Below are 20947 nucleotides of genomic sequence, written 5' to 3'. Positions count from 1 at the left end.
CTAGAATAGCATCTTTCGGTTATCATTTGGGTTTTTTCTCAATCTTTGTTATAGTGATAAACATGTTCTGAAAAGGAGTGGGCACGTTTTTTGCTCAAAACGGATGCCGCTATTTTCGATTTTTTTCGGCTTGGCTTTTATCTTGTTGTTGATGCCGGGTAACATTTTTTCCGGCAATGTTTGTTATGCGTTTTTCTACCGCGCTTTTGACTTCAAGTTTTTTTGTCACTCCTCGCAAACTCTTTTTGCAAACAAAAAGCTCTAGTTTTATACAACCTGTCAATTTTTTCATAAACTTGTTATCCGTTGAGCAAACTAACGTGACCCATTTCATGAAAAAAGAAAAGGAGAGATTTTTTTACATGCAAATTGAAGTAATTATTTCTTTAATTATTTACATGATTGGTATGCTGTACATTGGTTACTGGGCATACAAAAAAACATCCGATCTATCTGACTACATGCTTGGCGGACGCGGACTCGGTCCTGGAGTAACAGCATTATCTGCTGGTGCATCCGATATGAGCGGATGGATGCTCATGGGACTGCCTGGTGCTATGTTCGCAGATGGGTTAAGCAGTATTTGGATTGCAGTCGGTTTAACGATCGGTGCTTATCTGAACTATATTCTTGTCGCACCTCGTTTGCGTACGTACACAGAAGTAGCAGATGATTCGATCACAATTCCGGATTATCTTGAAAACCGTTTTAACGACACTCAGAAAATTTTACGTATTGTATCAGGTATTGTTATTATCATCTTCTTTACTCTTTACGCTTCTGCAGGTTTAGTATCTGGAGGTAAGCTGTTTGAGAGTGCATTCGGTCTTGATTATATGACTGGAATGCTGTTGACTGTCGGAGTTGTTGTAGCTTACACATTGTTTGGAGGATTCCTAGCAGTAAGCTGGACTGACTTTGTACAAGGATGTATCATGTTTATCGCACTTGTATTGGTACCCATTGTTGCCTTTACTGAAGTCGGCGACACTCAAACACTGGTTGATACAGTACGTGGAGTAGATCCGCAGCTGCTCAATGTTACAAAAGGACTTTCTTTTGTTGGTCTATTGTCAATGTTAGCTTGGGGGTTAGGTTATTTCGGACAGCCCCACATTATTGTCCGTTTTATGGCCATCACATCTGTAAAAGAAATTAAAGCAGCACGCCGAATCGGTATGGGATGGATGATTATCTCTATAATTGGTGCATTGCTTACAGGATTTATTGGTATCGCTTGGTTCGAACAGCAAAATCGCAACCTTGCAGATCCAGAAACAGTTTTTATTCAATTCGCGAACTTATTATTCCATCCGTTCATTACTGGGTTCTTATTAGCAGCTATCCTAGCAGCCATCATGAGTACAATCTCGTCACAGCTGCTCGTTACGTCATCAGCTGTAACCGAAGACTTTTACAAACAGTTCTTAAAGAAGAATGCTTCTGATAAAGAACTTGTATTAATCGGCAGACTCGCTGTATTAACGGTTGCTGTAATCGCGGTATTGTTATCATTAAATCCGAACGATACGATCCTAAGCCTTGTAGGTTATGCTTGGGCAGGTTTCGGTTCAGCATTTGGTCCACTAATTTTGTTAAGTCTTTTCTGGAAACGCATGACAAAATGGGGCGCATTAGCAGGTATCATCGTTGGTGCCATTACCGTTTTAATATGGGTACAGTTCCCAGACCTGAAAGCTGAAGTGTACGAAATGATTCCTGGTTTCTTCTTAAGCTTATTAGCTGTCATTCTTGTCAGCTTAGTAACGAAAGATCCATCGAATAAAGTGCAAAACCAATTCGAAGACATGGAAGAAACACTTGAAAACAAAACAACTTAATAGTAAAAATAAAGGCTGTTTTCGCAAAAATTGTTGTTTTTGAAAGTGGTTGATTTCCGCTCCAGGATGCTCGCTTTCCGCGGGGCATGCGGTGCGCCACCTTGGCGCTTTGTGCCATTAGGTGTCTCACCTGTCATGCTGATTCCCGCTGGAGTCTCGCACCTTGCGCTCCAATCAACTTTTCATTGAAGAGAAGAAAAAGAACAATCTTTTAGAGAAGAGCCAAAATAAAAAAGCGTTCCTGTTTTTCAGGAGCGTTTTTTCTTATGGGTTTTTTAATCACTTTTTCAGCAATCGTCTCGTAGCTTTTAGTTCGCCAATGTTCGCGGCACCAATCCCAAACATTGCAGCTCTCAGTTCAAATTCAATCCGGTCCATTTGTAAAATCAAAGCTTCAGCATCATTTTCAACAGCTGACTGTAGCAGACTGCGGCCAAATCCAGCAAGGTCGGCACCTAACGCAAGTGATTTCGCAGCATCAACACCATGCTTCAGCCCTCCGCTCGCGATAACGGGTATTTTTTTTGATACTTCCCTGACTGCAGCTACGCTTTCTGAAGTCGGAAGACCCCAGTCCAGGAAGGCTTCTGCAGCTTTTTTCCTTGCAGCATCTTCTGAACGATAACTCTCTACCTGAACCCAAGATGTTCCGCCAGCCCCTGCAACATCAATAAACTGAGCACCTGCTGATATCAGCCTCTCAGCAGTTTCTTTATCAATTCCCATGCCTACTTCTTTAATACCAACTGGAACAGGCAATCCCGAAATAAGCTTTTCAATTTTACTTAATAAATGAGAAAAATTCGTATCACCTTCTGGCTGAAATACTTCCTGCAGGGTATTTAAGTGAAGAACGAGAGCATCAGCTTCAGCAAGCTCGACCGCTCGCTTACACTCCTCCAGCCCATAACCGTAATTGAGCTGGACAGCACCGATGTTTGCAATAACAGGGATGTCAGGAGCCCATTTTCTAATTTGAAAAGTGTAAGCAAGTTCCTCTTTCTCCACCGCCGCTCTCATTGATCCAAGGCCAATCGCCCAGCCTCTTTCCTGTGCCGCAATAGCCAAGTTCTGATTTATCTTAAGCGCAGTTTCCGTACCGCCAGTCATCGAACTGATCAAAAAGGGAGTCTTCATCAATTTTCCTAAAAAAGAAGCAGAAAGAGACACATCCTCAAAAGATATCTCGGGCAAAGCATTCGGTATAAATCGATAGTTCTCTAACCCAGTTGTAATGTTCTTCCCCTCAACATCTTCATGAAGACTGATCCTAATATGCTCCGTTTTCCGTTTCTCAGTGAGATCTTTAGGATGATCCAAGTTCATTTCCTCCCTTCTTGCTGTTATTCCTATCTTCCCGCAAAAACCATACCATTACACTTTACATCTTCTAAACAGCTCACGCTAGGGGGACTGACCCCCAACAATTTATTTCCCGCTCCAAAACCGAGCAAACACCCTATAGAAATACTCCATTTCACGCTTTCATTGATACCCATTTCATTTTCAGCCTTCAAAAAACTAAATTTCAAATAGCACCCTCTGTACCATTTGTGTTAAACTACCAAATAAAACAATTATTGGGGGTTATTTGCATGGAGATCCGCTTGCTCACACCAGATGATGCCGAAGCGTATTGGGAGATGCGTCTTGAGGCCCTAAAAAATCATCCTGAAGCTTTTGCAACAAGTTACGAAGAAGCTCTAGAGCGTAAAAATCCAATTGAACAAGTGGCCAACAGGCTTAAAGGTGATGGTGATTTTACTTTCGGAGCATTTCAGGAAGATGCCCTGATTGGTACCGTTACATTAGTCCAAGACAAAATCGAAAAAATGAAGCACCGCGCGAACATTTTTGCTATGTATGTAAAGCCCGAAAACCGCCGCTCAGGAGCCGGTAAAGCCCTTGTAACAGCAGCGATCAACCATGCTAAAGGGATTCCCGACATTTTGAAGCTAAATCTAACAGTGGTTTCCAGCAATGAAAAAGCAAAAGGACTTTACAGTTCACTAGGTTTCACGACATATGGAAAAGAAGAAAAAGCACTAAGAGTAGATGAGACATATTATGATGAAGAACTAATGGTTCTCTTTCTTAAATAATCTTAAACGCACCAAAAAAGCCTGCAATCGATATGCAGGCTTTCTTTACTTATTATTATCTTTTGAATGATCATTATTATGTTCGAGATAGTCTTCTTCTTGATTTTTCGGCTTTTTCTTTTTTGTCTGACGCACGATTAGTATAACAATAATGATTACTAACAATAAGCTGACGTTTAAGAAGCCGCCTAAAAAACGAAAAATATCTGCCATAAAGTTATCCATGCTGCTTCACCTCTTTTCAGCATTTTCCCCTTTATAGCGTTTTTTAAACCGAATCTTCTTCAAATGAGCTGATTAAAGGAAGCGCGACGCTAACCTTCGTACCTTTTCCAATCTTGCTCGTATACTCCACCTTGCCGCCCATTGATTCTATGATACGAATGGATACCATCGTTCCTAATCCAGTTCCTTGCTGTTTAGTTGAAAAAAACAAAGAGCCGATGCGGGACAGCTGTTCTTTAGTCATCCCTTTTCCTGTATCCCTAACGATAATCTTAACCTGTTCCCCTTCAGGAATAAGCTTAATGGATACACGTCCTTCTTTCGGGGTTGCCTCAACAGCATTCTTTAAGATATTGATCAGCGCCTGTTTTAGCTGATTTCGGTCTGTAGTAATCTTTACATCCGATTCAATCAGATGCGTAAGCGAAATACCATCTTTTAATGCGTACGGATTTAATAAAATACTTAGTTCCGTTACTAATTCAGCTATTGAAAAAGTCTCGATCTTTTTAAACTCCGGTTTAGCAAAGTTCAAGTAATCACTTATAATACTTTCTGCTCTGCTTAATTCACTTAAAATTAACGGATAGTAATGCTTATGCCGTTCATCTTCACCTTCCATAAGCTGAAGAAAACCTTTTACTACAGTCAATGGATTCCGGACTTCATGAGCAATAGAAGCCGCCAGTTCCCCAAGCGTGTGCTGTTTCTCAGAACGCCGGATCTCATCTTTCATTAAGTTTCTTTCTATGACAGCTTCATTTAAGATAGAGCCAAAAACGACGGCTAAAATTTGAATAATACCGAAAACAGCTATGTATAAATAAATATCTTGGTCTACCTGCAAAACTTCACTATTTATGTAAAGGTAGCTTAGAAGAATTAGCAACTGGACAATAGCAGGCCATAGTCCGGCTATGATAGACATGTAAATTCTTTTTCGCGGAGGAAATCTCCAAAAATACTTATAAAGAATAAAAGGAACAATACAGGCTACTGATGCACTTATGTATCCTAAGTAAAGCGTTTCTCCGCCCATTACCGTTCTGGTTGCTAAAAGAGCAGTGAGCGTAATAATCCCTGAGATAGGTCCGCCGTAAAAAATAGAAAGCACTAAAGGAACATACCGCAAATCCCAATACAATCCTGAATTAAAATAGGCAAAATACATGCAAAGTGAAGCAGATACACCATAAAGAATGCCTAAAAAATAAGGGGATTTTCCTATCTTTCTGCTTTCGAACAAAAAGCTATAGCTCAGTACTGGTGCAATAACAATCAATACATGCAAAAGCAGCTTTTCAATGATCATTTTCTACTCCCTGGGTAAAATGGCTTGTGTACTATAATTACGACAAAAAAAGGGAGATTCCTGCAAGAATCGCCCTGATAATATGACAAAAGCATCGTTCTAATACGACTAAAGTTGTAATTTTTATTATACTAAGCTTCTTGTTTCAACTGACTGTTATATAAAGAATGGTAAAATCCTTTATGATTTAAAAGTTCCTCATGAGTTCCTTTTTCCAAGATACCGCCATCATGAAGGACTAGAATCTGATCTGCCTGCTGAATCGTGTTTAATCGATGTGCGATTACAAAGCTTGTTCTGCCAGTCATCAATCTCTGCAAAGCCTCTTGAATCTTCATCTCCGTTATCGTGTCGATACTGCTTGTTGCCTCATCTAATATCAACAATGATGGGTCTGCCAGAATGGCCCGCGCTATAGATAAAAGCTGTTTCTGCCCTTGGCTTATACCGCTTCCTTCTTGATTTAATATCGTATGATAACCTTTTGGAAGCTTTTGAATAAACGAGTGAGCATTTGCTAGTTTCGCCGCCTTAATGACTTCTTCATCGGAAGCACCCAGCCTTCCATAACGGATATTTTCAAAGATTGAACCTTCAAATAAAAAAGAGTCTTGCAGCACAAAAGCCATATGTCTTCTTAGACTGCTTCTTTTTACGTTCTTACTGTCATGTCCATCGATTAAAATCTGTCCATTATCTGCATCATAAAAGCGAGAAAGCAAGTTAACAACTGTTGTCTTTCCGGCTCCAGTAGGTCCCACCAGAGCTACCGTTTCACCTTCTTTTACAGAAAAACTAAGACCAGATACCGTTTTACCGTCACCTTCATAAGAAAAAGAAACGTTACGAAATTCCACTTTCCCTTTTACTGATGAAAGCTCGATAGCATTATCTTCATCTCGTTCTTCTCTAGACTCATCTAAAATCTCAAAAACTCTCTCTGCACCGGCAACAGCAGAAAGAAGTGTATTAAACTGATTGGCTAAGTCATTTAATGGTCTCGTAAATTGTCTGGAATACTCAACAAATATTACGATTACCCCAATTGAAACTTTTCCGTTCAGAGCCAGCACACCACCCACACCTGCTATCAATGCAAAACTTCCGTTATTGAGTACGTTCATGAGTTTTGGGATAAACCCAGAGAAAGTCTGAGCCCAATAGCCAGATTCCTTCAAACGCTCATTTTTCACCATGAATTCTTCCATAACTCTCTTTTCCTGCGAAAAGGATTTAACTATACGCTGACCTGAAGTAATCTCTTCTATATATCCGTTGATTTCCCCAAGATTTCTTTGCTGTTCTTTAAACCTGGCACCTGTCCTTTTCGTAATCCATTTCAATCCAAACACCATAAGCGGAACGATGGAAAGAGAAATAATAGTAAGCAGCGGACTTAAATAAATCATGACAGCGATCGTCCCAATAAGGGTCAAAATACTTGAAAACACCTGGATAAAAGAACTATTCAGCGTGGAACTGACATTCTCAATATCATTGGTCACACGGCTCATCAGCTCTCCATGCTGCCTTTTATCAAAGAAGGAAATCGAGAGTCTGTGAAACTGCTTAAACAAATCATTGCGCATGCGATAAACCGTCTGCTGAGCAATTCCGATCATCCAATAGTTCTGGAGCCAAATAGATAAGGACTGTCCGATAAAGACAAAGATCAGACCGATTAACAGCTTCGTCAAACCTTCTGCGTTTTCTTTAACGATGTATGAATCGATCGCTACACCGATTAAAAAGGGTCCTAGCAAACTTAACGCTGAGCTGATGACCACCATGAGCAATACCAAGCTTAATAGCACTTTTTGATTAGAAAAGTAGCCTCCAATACGTTTTACCGTACTTGCCCAATTTTTCGGTTTCATTTTTTCTCCGAACAAATGATTATGTGGATGAGGTCTGTTTGAACCCTTTGACATACTGGAAATCCTCCTCCCCAAACTGTGATTGTACGATCTTCACATACAGCGGCGACGTTTCAAGCAGCTCGGCGTGCGTACCCCAAGCTTCTACACGGCCATCATCTAAAAGCAAAATGTGGTCGGCTTCCATCGCTGTACTGATTTTTTGCGTAATGATAAACGTTGTGCAGGAATACCTTCTTAAAGCAGCTAAAAGCTTTGCTTCCGTTTTCAGATCCAGTGCACTCGTACTGTCATCTAGCATTAATATTTTCGGTTTTCTAACTAACGCGCGCGCTATGGACAAACGCTGTTTTTGACCTCCAGAAAGGTTCACGCCCCTCTGTCCAACACGTGTTTCATATTGATCCGGCAATTTCTCGACCGTCTCATGTATTTGTGCATCTTTTGCAGCCTGAATAATCTCCTCTTCCGTCGCCCCTTCTTTCCCCCAGCCTATATTCTCAAGTACTGAACCAGTAAAAAGAACAGCTTCCTGGGGAACAACACCTATTCCTTTTCGAAGTGTGTCAATAGGATACGCCTTTACGTTTTTGCCATCGACAAGGACCTCCCCGTCTGTTACATCATATAAACGCGGAACAAGCTGAAACAGTGAAGTTTTACCTGACCCTGTCGAGCCAAGGATGGCTAACGTTTCACCCGCTTTCACTGAAAAAGAAAGATTCTGCAATACGAATGCATCGCTCTCAGGATACTTAAAAGAAACGTTCTTAAATTCAACATGACCTTTTTGTAGGGTTACCGATTGATCCGTATCTTCTGATTCAATGAGATCAATCTCTGTATCCAGCACCTCTCCTATGCGCTGAGCAGACGCTTTCGCACGTGAAAATGCCATAATAATAAATGAGATAATCGTTAAAACGGATGAGATGCGAAATGAATAGTTTACAATCGCCACCACTTCACCCACTTCGATCGCACCAAGATTCACCTGCCTGCTCCCGAACCAAAGAATGGCTAGAATTCCGATATTCATAACCAAAAGCAACACAGGAATGGAAACTTCAATAAGACGAAGTGATGATACCGTCTGGACTTTCAGATCATCACTTGCTTTTTCAAATCGTGAAGATTCATAATCTCTTCGTAAAAATGCTTTGATCAGCCTCATCCCCATCAGATTTTCCCGCATTACTCGGTTCACACCATCAAGTCTATCTTGGACATCCCGAAACATCGTCCCTGCGGTCTGAAGCACCCACCTTAAGAAGAACAGAAGAAAAGGAAGTGCTACTACCAATACCATCGCAAGTTTCCAATTGACGATGAGCGACATAATTACCCCGCCTGCCAAAAGCAATGGCGCTCTTAACATAATCCTTAAGCTCATAAAAACTGTATTTTGAAGCTGTGTAACATCATGAGTCATTCTCGTAATCAAGGATGAAGTCGGAAATTTATTAAAATTAACGAACGAAAAAGCCTGGACCTTTTCAAATACACGCCGCCTAATATCGAACCCGTAGCTCTGACTGACATGCGCGGAGAAAAAGGAATTGGCGATCCCTGCAGCAAAAGCAGCCAGAGCGAGACCAAACATGACCGCACCCCAGAACTTAACCACTTCTAAATCGCCTTTTAAAATTCCATCATCAATGATCTTAGCCATGATTAACGGCTGCATCAGCTCCACTGCCAGTTCAGAAAGCGTCAGGAATAGAGCAGCCGCTATAGCCACCCGGTAAGTCTTTAAATAAGAAAATACTTTCCACATAGATATATCCCCCGTACTCCCTAGATGTTTAACGAACTTAACAATCTACTATTATTCTATCCTTTTTCTTGAAAATATTTAACTATTTCGACTTCTTATCCTATTTTTTTGCGAAAGAAAACCCGCTAATAAAGCTTAGCGAGTTTTTTCAGTATCATCTTCATGTCCGTTCACTTCAATTTCCGCTTCTTTAGGCCAAGTTTTGACATGGTCGGTTTCCAGGATGCCCATCGTGACGTCTCCAATATCAGGATCTTCCATGAGGGTATCCCTAACACGGAATTTGATATCATCTGCATCTGCCAATGTGAACCCTTCTTTTAGTTCAATATAGCTTTCAACATGATATCGTCTTCCTTCTTGAAGAATTCTAAGTTCTTTTATATCTACTACATCCTTATCAGATAGGATGGTTTCAGCAATTCTGTCCTCTACAACCTTAGGTGCGGCAACACCTATCAGCCCTCTTGTGTTTTCAATACCGAGTTTAAACGCAACAACCACAAGAAGGATACCAATCAGTAATGTTCCGATTCCATCCAGAATATAAGCACCCGTCAGATCGGCAAGGACAATTGAAATAAGTGCTAAAAAAGCACCTGAAGTTGCAATTAGATCTTCATAAAAAACGAGACGAGTTGGCGGCGCTGCTAAACTTACATTCTTAAACGACTCTTTCACGATACCAAAACCTACAGCATCGCTTCTAGTCTCATGAACGATCTCTTTCATCGCCTTAATCAAAATAAAACCATCGACTAAAATGGCTAAAATCATAATTCCGATATTCAGCATTAAATTCGTTGATGGATGCGGATCTTGAATTAGCTTCCATCCTTTTAAAATGGTTTCGTAGGCCATAATTGAAACTACGATGACCGCAACTAAAACAAATAAATTCACAACACGCCCAAAGCCCGCTGGGAACTTTTTAGTAGGCTCTTTTTCCGAAAGGGCACTCCCGAAAAAAACAAAGCCCTGATTCAAAGCATCAGCTGCCGAGTGAAGTGTTGTCGCAAACATTGCACCACTTCCACTGACTGCGGCTGCAATACCTTTAGCTATAGCGAGTACAGTGTTTCCTAATGCAGCGATTCCGGACGATTTGTTTCCTTTTTTAAGTAGATTAATCAAAGGTCTGCCTCCACTCCTGTTATATGTCTTTTTATAAGAATTCCTGAAAAGTGCATAATTTAAACCCAATAAAAAACGGGCCGTAAAAAACGACCCGTCTTAGATGCAAAGATTATGAAACTTTTTCTACTTTATCTCCTTTTGATTCCTTATATCCGCCTTCCCAATACTCAGCATTCTTGATGCCCAGCTTGGTGGAATCGAATACCGGATCAAGTCCAGCTTTCTTTTGCTCTTCATAATCTTTCAGCACTGCCAGAGCTGGCTTAGCCAAAATTAAGATTGCAATTAAGTTCAGCCAAACCATGACACCAAGACCTAGATCTCCAAGTGCCCAAGCAAGATCAGCTGTTTTTATAGCTCCGTAATACGTAGTTCCAAGCAATACAATTTTTAGCAAGAACATCGGAATTCTATTATTACGCCCCCGCATAAGGTAAGCAATATTCGTCTCTGCAATATAGTAATAAGCCATGATTGTAGTAAAAGCAAAGAAGAATAGGGAAACAGCGACAAAACCAGAACCGAAACCAGGAAGAACAGATTCAATCGCTTCTTGTGTAAAGGCAGTCCCTGCTTCTACGTTAGGCAGGTTTTCAACAATAAACGAATTGTCTGCTTCGTTTTGAACGTTATACATACCTGTAAAAAGAATCATAAATGCAGTTGCTGTACATACAAGCCAAGTATCGATGTAAACTGAGAATGCTTGTACTAAACCTTGCTTAGCTGGATGCGATACTTCTGCAGCAGCAGCTGGATGAGGTCCAGTACCTTGCCCAGCTTCATTTGAATAGATCCCGCGCTTAACGCCCCACATTATTGCAGAACCTACAATTCCGCCAAATGCAGAATCAAAAGAAAATGCACTTCTGAAAATAAGGGAAAGTACTTCAGGTATCTGTGGAATATGGAAAGATACAATAATAAGTGAAACTAATACGTACCCAATCGCCATGAACGGAACCACATATTGTGCTACGTTTGCGATCCGTTTTACACCGCCAAAAATAATGGCAGCTAAAATGATTACTAAGAAAATCCCAGTAACTGTAGGACTAACATTAAATGCATTTTCAAGTCCAGCAGCAATGGAGTTTGACTGAATCCCAGGCATTAGTAGCGCCATAGCTGCTAATGCAGAAACGGCAAAAATAATTCCATACCACTTCCAGCCAATCCCTTTTTCAATATAATACGCAGGACCACCGCGATACTCGCCGTCCTGCTTTACTTTATAAACTTGAGCAAGCGCAGATTCAATAAAAGCACTGGATGCACCGATAAACGCGATCATCCACATCCAAAATACTGCACCTGGTCCACCGAAACCGATCGCTGTTGCTGTACCGGCGATATTACCAGTACCGACACGACCTGACAGCGCGATAGCTAATGCTTGGAAAGAGGATACTCCTGCTTTAGAGCTCTTGCCTTCCATCATCAACTTAATCATTTCTTTGAAGTGCCTTACTTGCAAAAATCTCGTTAAAATAGAAAATAATAGCCCTACGCCTAAACAGAAATAAATCATCGGCTGACTCCAAAGAATCGCCACTACATCTCCTACAAACGTTTCAAAGTTGCTCAAAAACTTTACCCCCTTGTATTTGACTGAAAATTAACGCTATTTGTAATTATAAGATAAATCGTAAATGATTACAAATTGTGACAGGATGCATCACTTAGGTATTTTCTATTATGAGATGAGGATAACTGAGAATACAAGATAAAATTCTTTCCAGTATGTACATTTGTATCTTTAGTAGCGTACAAGTTACTAGTTGAATCCCAATAACAGCCATTTTCATAGTAGAATGTAATTGAAATTGTACACATACAAAAAACCAGCTGTCCTATTCAGCTGGTTTTAATCTTATTGACATTATTTTCTACTGCGACTTATTTACGATCGACTTTAACTTTGATTTTCTGATAATCTGATTAATTACCTCAGAAAATACAAGTCCTATCGCAATCGACCCTGATATCATAAAAGCTTTTGCTGCTAAATTAATTGCGAGATTGTAATCATTCTGAACGAAGTTTCGCATCGCATTGTAGGCAATACCGCCTGGAACAAGCGGAATGATACCTGCAACACTGTATATGATGACAGGTGTTTTATACTTTTTAGCAAAATATTGAGATGCTATTGCGATCGAAAATGAAGCGATCACAGTCGCCAGAACCATATCCATTCCATTAGCCTCTAAGAGAAAATAAAAAATCCAGCCGACCATTCCGACAAGACCGCAATGAAATAATGAGCGTTTCGGCCCATTAAAAATAATAACAAAAGCCGCCGACGCGATAAAACTTGTTATAAGCTGTTCAATAATCGTCATCGTGAACGCTCCTTTCTAAAGGAATGAAAATGTAACAGCAATCCCGGCTCCAATGGCAAATGCAGTAAGGAAGGCGTCTGCACCTTTTGCGAGCCCCGAGATCAGGTGTCCCGCCATTAAGTCACGAACTGCATTTGTAATCAATAATCCAGGAACGAGCGGCATCACCGATCCTATTATGATCTTATCCAGCTCTCCGCCTATACCCGTTGAAACAAAAAAGAGAGCCTGCAAGCCTATTAGCAGTGAAGCAGAAAACTCCGAGAAAAACTTAATCGGTACGAGCTGATGAAAATAAAGAAGTGAAAGGAATCCTAGACCGCCAGTTACGAATGCCGGAAAAAAGTCCCCCCAGCTCCCTCGGAACATGATTAAAAAACAGCCAGATGAAATCGCAGCTGCAAGAACATGAACCCAGAGGGAATAGGGAGAACCTGACTCACTGATTTTCTTTAACTCTTTATAAGCTTCCTCGATCGTGAACTCGCCAGCACTTATTTTACGAGAGATTCCGTTGACACTCGCTACTTTTTCTAAGTCGGTTGTACGCTCAATAATCCGAATCAGCTTTGTTTTAGTAGGTTCGGTTCCTTCAACTGAAAAAAGTATACCCGTCGGTGTTACATAAGGGTGTGATTGATGTGCACCAAAAGAAGCTGCAATGCGCATCATCGTATCCTCGACCCGATACGTTTCCGCTCCGCTTTGCAGCATAATTTTTCCCGCCAACAAACAAACCGCCATTATGTCGTATGTTTCTTGTCTTTCCATCTCCATTAAGCATACTCTCCAATTTCGTACTTACATTCATTCTGCCCAAAATCGAACATTTAATATTTTTACAGTTTAACTGATTGGAGTTTAGAGGGCAATGGAGTTGAACAAGTTTGCAAATGTTACTAGAATAAATTTAGAAGTGTGATTTGCCATAAACATCAAACAAATAGCTGAAAGCATCTTCTCTTTCTGATTTCTTATTTATAAAACCACTTTTTTCATGCAGAGAAATCGGAAACAATGACAAAATAACGATAGATCCGCACAAGAAAATCAAACACATGATACCTGCTAAAATCACCATGTTTTATTCCTCCTTTTTCTATATAAGCCGAGCATAATTTATGAAACGCGTTTCAAAGCAAGAAAAACTTTTTTATAAAAGAAGGTCTGAGTATGGCAAATATAAAAGATATCGCAAAAATGGCTGGAGTATCGGTAACAACCGTTTCACGAGTCATTAACAACTATCCATATGTGAGTGCTGAAAAAGCCGAAGCAGTGAGACAAGCTATGAAAAAGTGCAATTATCAGCGGAACATTAATGCGGTCCATTTAAGTAAAGGAAAAACCTTTTTGGTCGGAGTTGTCGTTCCCTTCTCAAACCATCCCTATTTCGGATTGCTTATTGAAGGAATAGCGAATGCAGCTTTAAATAATAACTACAAACTAGTTTTGATCCAAACGAATTATGAGGAAGTAAAAGAGATCGAAGCTTTGACCATGTTAAAGGATAAGCAAATCGATGCGCTTATTATCTGTTCGAGGATCTGTGACTGGAGGGTAATCGAGGAGTTTATTGAATACGGACCGATTGTCCTTTGTGAGGATGCGCGAGAAAAAAATATTTCCTCTACTTTTGTTGATCATTATAAGAGTTTTTCTGCAGCTCTAAATTATCTTCATCAAAAAGGACATTCACGGATTGGGTATTGTATTGGAAGGCAGTCTGGAACGAACAGCGAGCAAAGAGATGCAGCCTACAAAGACTTTTTAAAGAAAAACTCATTAACCTACAATCCCGATTTCATATTTTCAGGGTGTTTTAATTTTGAAGACGGAGAAAAGGTTGTAACCGATTTGGTGCAGATGAAAGATCGTCCCACCGCTCTCCTCGTTACGAGTGATCAGGTTGCCGCAGGAATTCTAACGTGCTGCAAGGAACATGGTATCTTTATCCCTGAAGATTTAGCGATCATGGGGTTCGATAACCAGCCTATCTCGAAAGTCATGCATATTACGACACTGGAGATACCGCTTGTTGAAGTTGGAAGGAAGCTATTTTTTCAAGCCATGGATGGAGAGACCGTTTCACATGAAGAAATCGCTGTTGAGTTGATTGAGCGAGAGACTGTTTAAGAGGAGAGCTAACTCAAATTAGTTGAGTTAGTTCTTTTTTATGAGTTTAATGGCTAGTTTACGGTACGTGTTCTTTTATTTATTCACGTTCGCTCAAACATTGTCGTGTTTCGCTCCAAACGCTTGTCGAACCACCCCTAACATGCTGATTTTCGCTCAAGATGCTTGTCGAACCACCCTTAAAGTGCAGTTTTTCGCTCAAACTGCTTGCTCCGAGACCCTCCAGTCTGCCAAATTCACTTCCCAAACATGTTTAAAGCACTATAATGAAAGGCGCTGATTAAAAAAAGAGACCCAAAGTACAAAAAAATACTCTTGGGTCACTCTTTTTATTAATTTATTTGTACTTTTATCGGTTCGAGCTTAATTCTTTCATCTTTACTCAGATTACCAAATGGCAGCATTAAGGAATACTCATCAATATTAAAATTCTTTACTCTATCTAGGTTAAACGTTGTTCGGAAGTGATCTTTTTCTAGCTCTTTGCTTTTATTAATAACTAAAAATGAATCAGGACTATCTGATAAAAGATTATATTGTGGCTGAAGATCATCTGTTTTGATAACTTTAGAAGTTTGAATTAAATTGATGCCATCAGCAAACTGTTTGTACCAATCTTCTTTTATTTTCTCATTATTACTACTCACAATCTCGTAATCAATAACCAGCTCGTTCCCCTTCTTTTCAATATTTCGGACAACTGCCTTAAAAACACCGTTCAGGCTACTGACTTCATAAGGAAATGATTGATTTAATGGTTCTATTATAGGCATTTCGTCTCTTACCACCTCAGGATAAACCATTAAATATTCAGCATCATCTTCTATCTTTCCTAACTGAGTTTCTCTCTGTTTTTTTATTAATAATTCATTTTGATCAATTGTGGCTCGTCCAGCACCCCGAACCTCCACTCTTCTGCCTTTATCGTCTAATACTTTTATATTTACGCTTTCCTCCACTCCGTCTACAGGATGGGAAACCATGAAATCTAGCGTCGCCGTTGCCTTCCCGATCGATAGCGAGGTTAATTCCATTTTGTGTGCACCGTCTTTTGAAGCTCCTGATGCATTTAATTCTATTTTTTTCATAGGAAGCTGTGTTACTGGAATATCAAATTTCCATGTACCTTTTTTGTTGGCCATAAGATTAAACGTTAATGGCAACGTATAATTCTTCGGCAATTCTTTACCTGACAATTCAAATTCCAGCGCAGCAACATAACTTCCGTCTTTCACTTTTTCAAGTACGGTTCTTGTGCCTGGAAGCTGTTCTTGATCACTTCCGGCTAACGAATAACCCGTTTCAGGGCTGCGTTCTTTATCCATTGCCTCTAAAGAAAGGTCTTCACCCTCAGCTTTAATCGTCACTCCGATAATATTTCCATCATAAAAAGCACTCGTTACCGTAACATCGACCCCGTTACTTGTAGCTTTTTCGTTAATTTCTGTTACTAGGTTACTTGCAGCCAACTCTTTCCCGATTTCAAGATTCAGCTGTTCATAGAGCTTTCCGATCAATGGAACATCGGCTAACACTGTATTGACCGGGGAAAAAACAAAACCCGAAGCTAGCACAACAGATGCTGCTGTTCCTGAGACCCATGCGGACAGTTTTACCCCGGATTTCACTTTGTTTCTGCGTTTCATCTTTCTGCCTGCATTCATACCATTTTGAATGGCATTCATGATTTCATCTCTCGGCAATTCTTCATTATGTTTTCTATCAAACCATTCTTTGTCCATATGATCCCGCTCCTTCCAGTGAACCTTTTAGTTCCGCCTTCGCTCTATGAAGGTAAGTTTTTATAGTCCCTTCTGGTTTCTGCATCTTTTCGGCAATCGTTTTTATTGAAAGATCATGAAAATAGAATAAGATAATCACCGTTTGATAGTTTTGATCCAAGGTTGAAATGGCATTAGTCAGGTCCAGATCCTCTTCAGGGCTGTGACTCGTATTTTCAGTCAGGCTATGTATAAACGCCTCACCAGTTAAGACCGTTTTACTTTTCTTTTGAAGCACCTCATAAGCTGTGCGAATTAATATTTTCACAAGCCACGTACTGAAGAATTTTGGTTCTTTTAATTTATGAATTCCTACAAAAGCTTTACAGACTGTTTCCTGAAGCACATCGAGCGCATCTTCTTTGTTTCGGACATAAAGATATGCCGTTCTGTATAACTTTTCGCTTTCCTGTTTAATCAGCTGTTCAAATGCATCTTCGTTTCCATTTATCGCTTTTATTACCGTATTTATATTTAGCAAGTCCGTGCCTCCTTTCACCTATTAGAGGAACTGTTCACGGGAAAAGTTTCAAATTTATTCTAAAGCGGTTATTCCTTATAAGAATCGGTTTATCCTGCATGTTGTAAATGGCAATTTTACGGTACGTGTTCTTTTATTTATTTCACGTTCGCTCAAAAAGGCCTGGGTTTCGCTCCAAACACTTGTCGAACCGCCCTTAACATGCTGGTTTTCGCTCAAGATGCTTGTCGAACCGCCGTTAACCTACTGATTTTCGCTCAAGGTGTCAGATTTTCATATTTATCAACACGATAAAAAGGCTCAACAGGTAACATTCAACCTGTTGAGCCGCGTTTTTTATCTTATATCCTGCTTTTTTCCTTAGATTCTGTATTGATCCGCTTTCCAGTTGTTAATCGCTTGTTTAATTTCTTTGGGTTTCATGTTTTCGGCAGCAGCTTTTTCTGCTAATCCAGGAAACTCGTTGTCTGGTGCAAAACGCAATGCCACGATCTGTCCGGGTGTAAGTTTCGCGTCTAACAATTTCCCTGTTAACACGTAATAACGCAGGTTCTCTTCAGCACGAATGGCACGGTCTTGCGCTTTCAATGGATATAAACGCAGCAGAGCAAATGTAACCGCCAAGCTCAGTGACATTACTACAAGAACAACACCTAAAAAAGTATCCTCCGCTTTAAACAGATAAACGATACTTGCAATCAGTCCCCCAACTACCAGCAAACTCAACACATAATGATAAATCGGGTGCATGCGTGCATGATTTTTAAAGTTTTGTGTCTCCATCTTTTCTCCTCTTTCTCTATGAAATTACTCCCACTTAAACGTAAAACTTGCGGCAATAAATGCTCCAACGAGCCAGCAGCCTAGAATGATCGCTTCCATTCCAAGATCCATGAATGACGCCCCGACGTTCATCGTTTCACGCAGTGCATGACTGAGATGAGCAATCGGCAGAATCTGAACGATTGGCTGCAAAAATTCTGGCATATCTTTTATTGGGAAAAACACACCGCCTAAGAACAGCATCGGGAACGAAAGAAATCCAGCGATTGGTCCCGCACTCTCAGGAGTCTTAGCAATCCCTGCAATAATAAAACCAATCGCCATGAATGCTAAAGTACCAAGGGTTACGAACGCAACGACTGTCAGCCATGACCCCCGCACTTCAATCCCGAATGCCGCCCAGGCTACGCCAAGCACGATCATTGCCTGCAAACCGTTCAGCATAAATCGAGCGGTTATTTGAGCTGCAATAAATGTTGATGCCTTCAATGTAGTCCCTTGCATCCTCCTCAAAATACCGCGCTCACGCCACGAGGAAATCTGACCGGCCACACCGTTCATGTTGTTGCTCATAATCATCATCGCAACAATTCCAGGTACAAGGAAGTCTATGTAACGGAGGTTTAATGCCTCTACACCTTTAGAATCTGTCACAACAGCAGGCTTGTAATCTACTTGTTTTTTACTGATTGTATCTACCGCATTATTCACGAGCTGCAGTCCTACCTGTGAAACGGTTAGATTCGTCTCGTTATAATAGACTGGCAGTTTGAACGGCTCGGAATTCCCGCCTGCATCTACACTCTTGCCATAGCTTTCAGGAATGGTAACGACAAGCTGCAGATCTCCGTCTTTCAGCTGTTGTAACATTTCTTTTTCATTCGAACTTTTCTCAATTGAAATCGCTTTGTTTTTTTTAAGTTCCTCCACTAAAACCTTCGACTGCTCACTTTTGTCTTGATCAACTACAGCTACAGTCAAAGAGATGCCGTTGCCGTTCCCTAAGAACGATCCGAGCATGATCATTAAAAAAATCGGAAAAGCGAGCGTCCAAAATAATACTTGCCGGTTTCGAAGGAAAATCCGGAGCTGGGCTAAAGTCAGTTGGTAATATGCTCTCATCCTTCTCGTAACCTTCTTCCTGTCATGTGAATAAATACATCTTCAAGTGTTGCCGTTCTTGTTTGCAGATCTACCAGCTTCAGTTCTTTTTCAGAAGCTGTTGCTATTAAACTAGTTAGCGTTTTTTGCAGGTCATCCGTGTACAGGATATGTACATCCTTCTGGCTTCCTACCTGTTTAACGGCTTCAATCTCTTCTAGCACCACATCCGCTTCTTCATCAAAACGGAACTCAACGGCACTGTCGGATTGCAAATTCTTCACGAGCTCACCAGGCGTATCGAGCGCAATTAGCTTTCCTTGGTCCATAATCGCGATTCGGTCACACAGGACATGCGCTTCATCCATATAGTGAGTCGTCAGCACAACCGTTTTTCCACGGTCTTTCAAGCGCAGAATAATATCCCACAGCGTCCGTCGGGCTTGCGGATCTAAACCTGTCGTCGGCTCATCCAAAAAGATAATCTGCGGATCATGAACGAGTGCCAGCGCAATTGCAAGACGTTGCTTCTGGCCTCCTGACATGCCCTTAATCCTGCTTTTCTTCTTCTCTGTTAATAGCATGTCTTCAATCAGATCTGGAATCGATATGTGCTCACGATAAAAACTGCCGTATAGATGGAGAATTTCTTCAACCGTCAAGAGTTCAAAAAGTGTTGTAGATTGAAGCTGTACCCCAATAACTTCTTTCACTTTATCGAGCTCACGGGTAATATCAAACCCGCCAACAATTGCTGTTCCCTCATCTGGTTTACGAAGCCCGACCAACATCTCAAGTGTCGTTGTTTTTCCAGCACCATTCGGACCAAGAAGACCGAACACTTCACCTTTATGTACGGAAAACTCACTGCCATCCACTGCAGTGAAGTCTCCATATCGTTTAACCAATCCCTGCACTTTAATAATTTCTTGCTGAGACCCCATTTTTCACACTCCAAACATTAATCACTGCTTTTGTTTTTACTGCAGCCAAACATACCTTCAAATCTTGACCATATCTGTTTTAAAGCATCCATCCACTCGCATGCGCCATCCATCGAATCTGGTTTTATAGAGTAGTACCGGTAACGCCCCTCTTTCCTTTGCGCTACAAGACCCGCATTCTCTAAAACTTTTAAATGCTTTGAGATCGCAGGCAGCGACATATCAAAAGGCTCTGCTAACTCCTGGACACTCCTTTCTCCCTTTGAAAGCTGCTCGATAATACTCCTTCTTGTTGGATCTGATAAAACAGAAAACACATCATTCAAATTATCAGCATTATATTTAACCATTTGGTTAAGTATAGAGCGCGACAATAGAGGTTGTCAATTTATTCCTGTACTAGCTATAGGTGTATTCTATTTTCACAGTAGCTGTAATCTTATTTTCTCCAGGCTGAATCGGCGTTCCAGCACCTTGGGCCAGCGTTGCTGCTTGAAATGGTACTGGAGTTGGCGGCAGAGGCTGCGACAGCTCCTGAACGACAATCGGAACAGGCTGGAGTGTGACTTGGAGTGCCCTCGCCATAGACACTGCCTTTTGCTGTGCGTTTTGAATAGCTGCAGTTAACGCTTGATTGTAAAAAGCATCTGGATTCGAAACAGTGAACTGAATAGACGAAACAGAATTAGCACCGCTCGCGACAGCTTGGTCGATTACCTGTCCGGTTTTGCTAATATCTTTTACCGTTACTTGAAGCTGATGTTCGACACGATATCCGCGAAATGTCTGCTGGCCGTTTTCATAGTTATACTGAGGTTCGATTCGATAAGAAGAAGTTTGAATATCTTGCTGAGAAATACCTAATGACATCAATGCATTAATAACAGATGATGTTTTAGCAGCATTTTCTTTTTGTGCCGTACTTAGGTTCATGTTCTCGGTAATCACCCCGATTGTTATCATCGCCTGATCCGGTACTGCTGAAACGGAACCTTCGCCAGTAACGGTTAATCGATTTAGTTTTGCTTGGTCATTCGGCTGTCTAAACCCCATATTTTGATACCCCGGGTAGCTGTAATACATAGCAAAGCTCCTTTCACACTCT

21 protein-coding genes are annotated in these 20947 nt (G+C 40.8%); 3 read left to right on the top strand and 18 right to left on the bottom strand.

From position 1 onward, the window contains the following. Nucleotides 1-109 precede the first annotated feature (109 nt). On the bottom strand, nt 110-292 hold the full coding sequence (locus tag ABE41_RS20865) for a hypothetical protein (protein ID WP_156774205.1): 183 nt from the start codon (nt 290-292) through the stop codon (nt 110-112). 70 nt (nt 293-362) lie between these two features. Between ABE41_RS20865 and putP the strand changes: the two genes are divergently transcribed. After that, the gene (gene putP, locus ABE41_RS02035) at nt 363-1841 is read left to right on the top strand and encodes a sodium/proline symporter PutP (protein WP_066285999.1); all 1479 of its coding nucleotides are present in this window, start codon (nt 363-365) and stop codon (nt 1839-1841) included. Nucleotides 1842-2120: 279 nt separating this feature from the next. On the opposite strand, the gene fni is transcribed toward putP, so the two are convergent. Then, a complete protein-coding gene (fni, locus tag ABE41_RS02030; RefSeq protein WP_066285995.1) occupies nt 2121-3167 on the bottom strand; it encodes a type 2 isopentenyl-diphosphate Delta-isomerase in 1047 nt (348 codons plus the stop codon). 269 nt (nt 3168-3436) lie between these two features. On the opposite strand from fni, the gene ABE41_RS02020 reads away from it, so the two are divergent. Next, on the top strand, nt 3437-3943 hold the full coding sequence (locus tag ABE41_RS02020; protein WP_066285990.1) for a GNAT family N-acetyltransferase: 507 nt from the start codon (nt 3437-3439) through the stop codon (nt 3941-3943). Between the two features lie 45 nt (nt 3944-3988). Here ABE41_RS02020 and ABE41_RS02015 read toward each other — a convergent pair whose 3' ends face one another. The 9 genes from ABE41_RS02015 to ABE41_RS20860 form a co-directional block, all read right to left on the bottom strand. Beyond that, nucleotides 3989-4168 carry a hypothetical protein gene (locus ABE41_RS02015; protein ID WP_066285987.1) on the bottom strand — a complete coding sequence of 60 codons (180 nt, stop codon included), beginning with the start codon at nt 4166-4168 and terminating at the stop codon, nt 3989-3991. A gap of 43 nt (nt 4169-4211) precedes the next feature. After that, nucleotides 4212-5480, bottom strand: a complete 1269-nt coding sequence (locus ABE41_RS02010; protein ID WP_066285984.1) for an ATP-binding protein — start codon at nt 5478-5480, stop codon at nt 4212-4214. 131 nt (nt 5481-5611) lie between these two features. Further along, on the bottom strand, nt 5612-7411 hold the full coding sequence (locus ABE41_RS02005) for an ABC transporter ATP-binding protein (protein WP_066285982.1): 1800 nt from the start codon (nt 7409-7411) through the stop codon (nt 5612-5614). Further along, on the bottom strand, nt 7377-9134 hold the full coding sequence (locus tag ABE41_RS02000) for an ABC transporter ATP-binding protein (RefSeq protein WP_066285980.1): 1758 nt from the start codon (nt 9132-9134) through the stop codon (nt 7377-7379). The genes ABE41_RS02005 and ABE41_RS02000 overlap by 35 nt, the downstream gene beginning before the upstream one ends. A gap of 135 nt (nt 9135-9269) precedes the next feature. Then, complete coding sequence (locus ABE41_RS01995) at nt 9270-10268, bottom strand: cation diffusion facilitator family transporter (protein WP_066285979.1); 999 nt, start codon at nt 10266-10268, stop codon at nt 9270-9272. A 112-nt stretch (nt 10269-10380) separates the two neighbouring features. Next, entirely contained in the window at nt 10381-11802 is a 1422-nt protein-coding gene (locus ABE41_RS01990) for an alanine/glycine:cation symporter family protein (protein WP_066294518.1), read from the bottom strand. 358 nt (nt 11803-12160) lie between these two features. Then, nucleotides 12161-12616 (bottom strand): threonine/serine exporter family protein, encoded by a 456-nt coding sequence (locus ABE41_RS01985; RefSeq protein WP_066285977.1) that lies wholly within the window; start codon nt 12614-12616, stop codon nt 12161-12163. Nucleotides 12617-12631: 15 nt separating this feature from the next. After that, nucleotides 12632-13393, bottom strand: coding sequence for a threonine/serine exporter family protein (locus ABE41_RS01980; protein ID WP_066285975.1), 762 nt, complete (start codon nt 13391-13393; stop codon nt 12632-12634). A 133-nt stretch (nt 13394-13526) separates the two neighbouring features. Then, nucleotides 13527-13697 (bottom strand): hypothetical protein, encoded by a 171-nt coding sequence (locus ABE41_RS20860; RefSeq protein WP_156774204.1) that lies wholly within the window; start codon nt 13695-13697, stop codon nt 13527-13529. 92 nt (nt 13698-13789) lie between these two features. Between ABE41_RS20860 and ABE41_RS01975 the strand changes: the two genes are divergently transcribed. Then, the gene (locus ABE41_RS01975) at nt 13790-14752 is read left to right on the top strand and encodes a LacI family DNA-binding transcriptional regulator (protein WP_066285973.1); all 963 of its coding nucleotides are present in this window, start codon (nt 13790-13792) and stop codon (nt 14750-14752) included. Between the two features lie 332 nt (nt 14753-15084). Here ABE41_RS01975 and ABE41_RS01970 read toward each other — a convergent pair whose 3' ends face one another. The 7 genes from ABE41_RS01970 to ABE41_RS01940 form a co-directional block, all read right to left on the bottom strand. After that, entirely contained in the window at nt 15085-16494 is a 1410-nt protein-coding gene (locus ABE41_RS01970) for a DUF4179 domain-containing protein (RefSeq protein ID WP_066285972.1), read from the bottom strand. Further along, a complete protein-coding gene (locus tag ABE41_RS01965) occupies nt 16475-17014 on the bottom strand; it encodes a sigma-70 family RNA polymerase sigma factor (protein ID WP_066285970.1) in 540 nt (179 codons plus the stop codon). Before ABE41_RS01965 ends, ABE41_RS01970 begins: the two co-directional genes overlap by 20 nt. A 360-nt stretch (nt 17015-17374) precedes the next feature. Continuing rightward, nucleotides 17375-17797: a DUF6526 family protein gene (locus ABE41_RS01960; protein ID WP_066285967.1), complete on the bottom strand. Its 423-nt coding sequence runs from the start codon at nt 17795-17797 to the stop codon at nt 17375-17377. A 24-nt stretch (nt 17798-17821) separates the two neighbouring features. Next, nucleotides 17822-18919 carry an ABC transporter permease gene (locus ABE41_RS01955; RefSeq protein WP_066285965.1) on the bottom strand — a complete coding sequence of 366 codons (1098 nt, stop codon included), beginning with the start codon at nt 18917-18919 and terminating at the stop codon, nt 17822-17824. Beyond that, the gene (locus tag ABE41_RS01950; RefSeq protein WP_066285963.1) at nt 18916-19842 is read right to left on the bottom strand and encodes an ABC transporter ATP-binding protein; all 927 of its coding nucleotides are present in this window, start codon (nt 19840-19842) and stop codon (nt 18916-18918) included. Before ABE41_RS01950 ends, ABE41_RS01955 begins: the two co-directional genes overlap by 4 nt. A 17-nt stretch (nt 19843-19859) precedes the next feature. Next, on the bottom strand, nt 19860-20159 hold the full coding sequence (locus ABE41_RS01945; protein ID WP_253805477.1) for an ArsR/SmtB family transcription factor: 300 nt from the start codon (nt 20157-20159) through the stop codon (nt 19860-19862). An 82-nt stretch (nt 20160-20241) separates the two neighbouring features. Next, a complete protein-coding gene (locus tag ABE41_RS01940; protein ID WP_066285961.1) occupies nt 20242-20925 on the bottom strand; it encodes an SIMPL domain-containing protein in 684 nt (227 codons plus the stop codon). Nucleotides 20926-20947 lie beyond the last annotated feature (22 nt).

It is taken from the genome of Fictibacillus arsenicus (assembly GCF_001642935.1).
Classification (GTDB): Bacteria; Bacillota; Bacilli; order Bacillales; family Fictibacillaceae; genus Fictibacillus; species Fictibacillus arsenicus_B.
The sequence above is the reverse complement of the archived record's forward strand: the minus strand, read 5'-3'. Positions and strand labels throughout refer to the sequence as shown.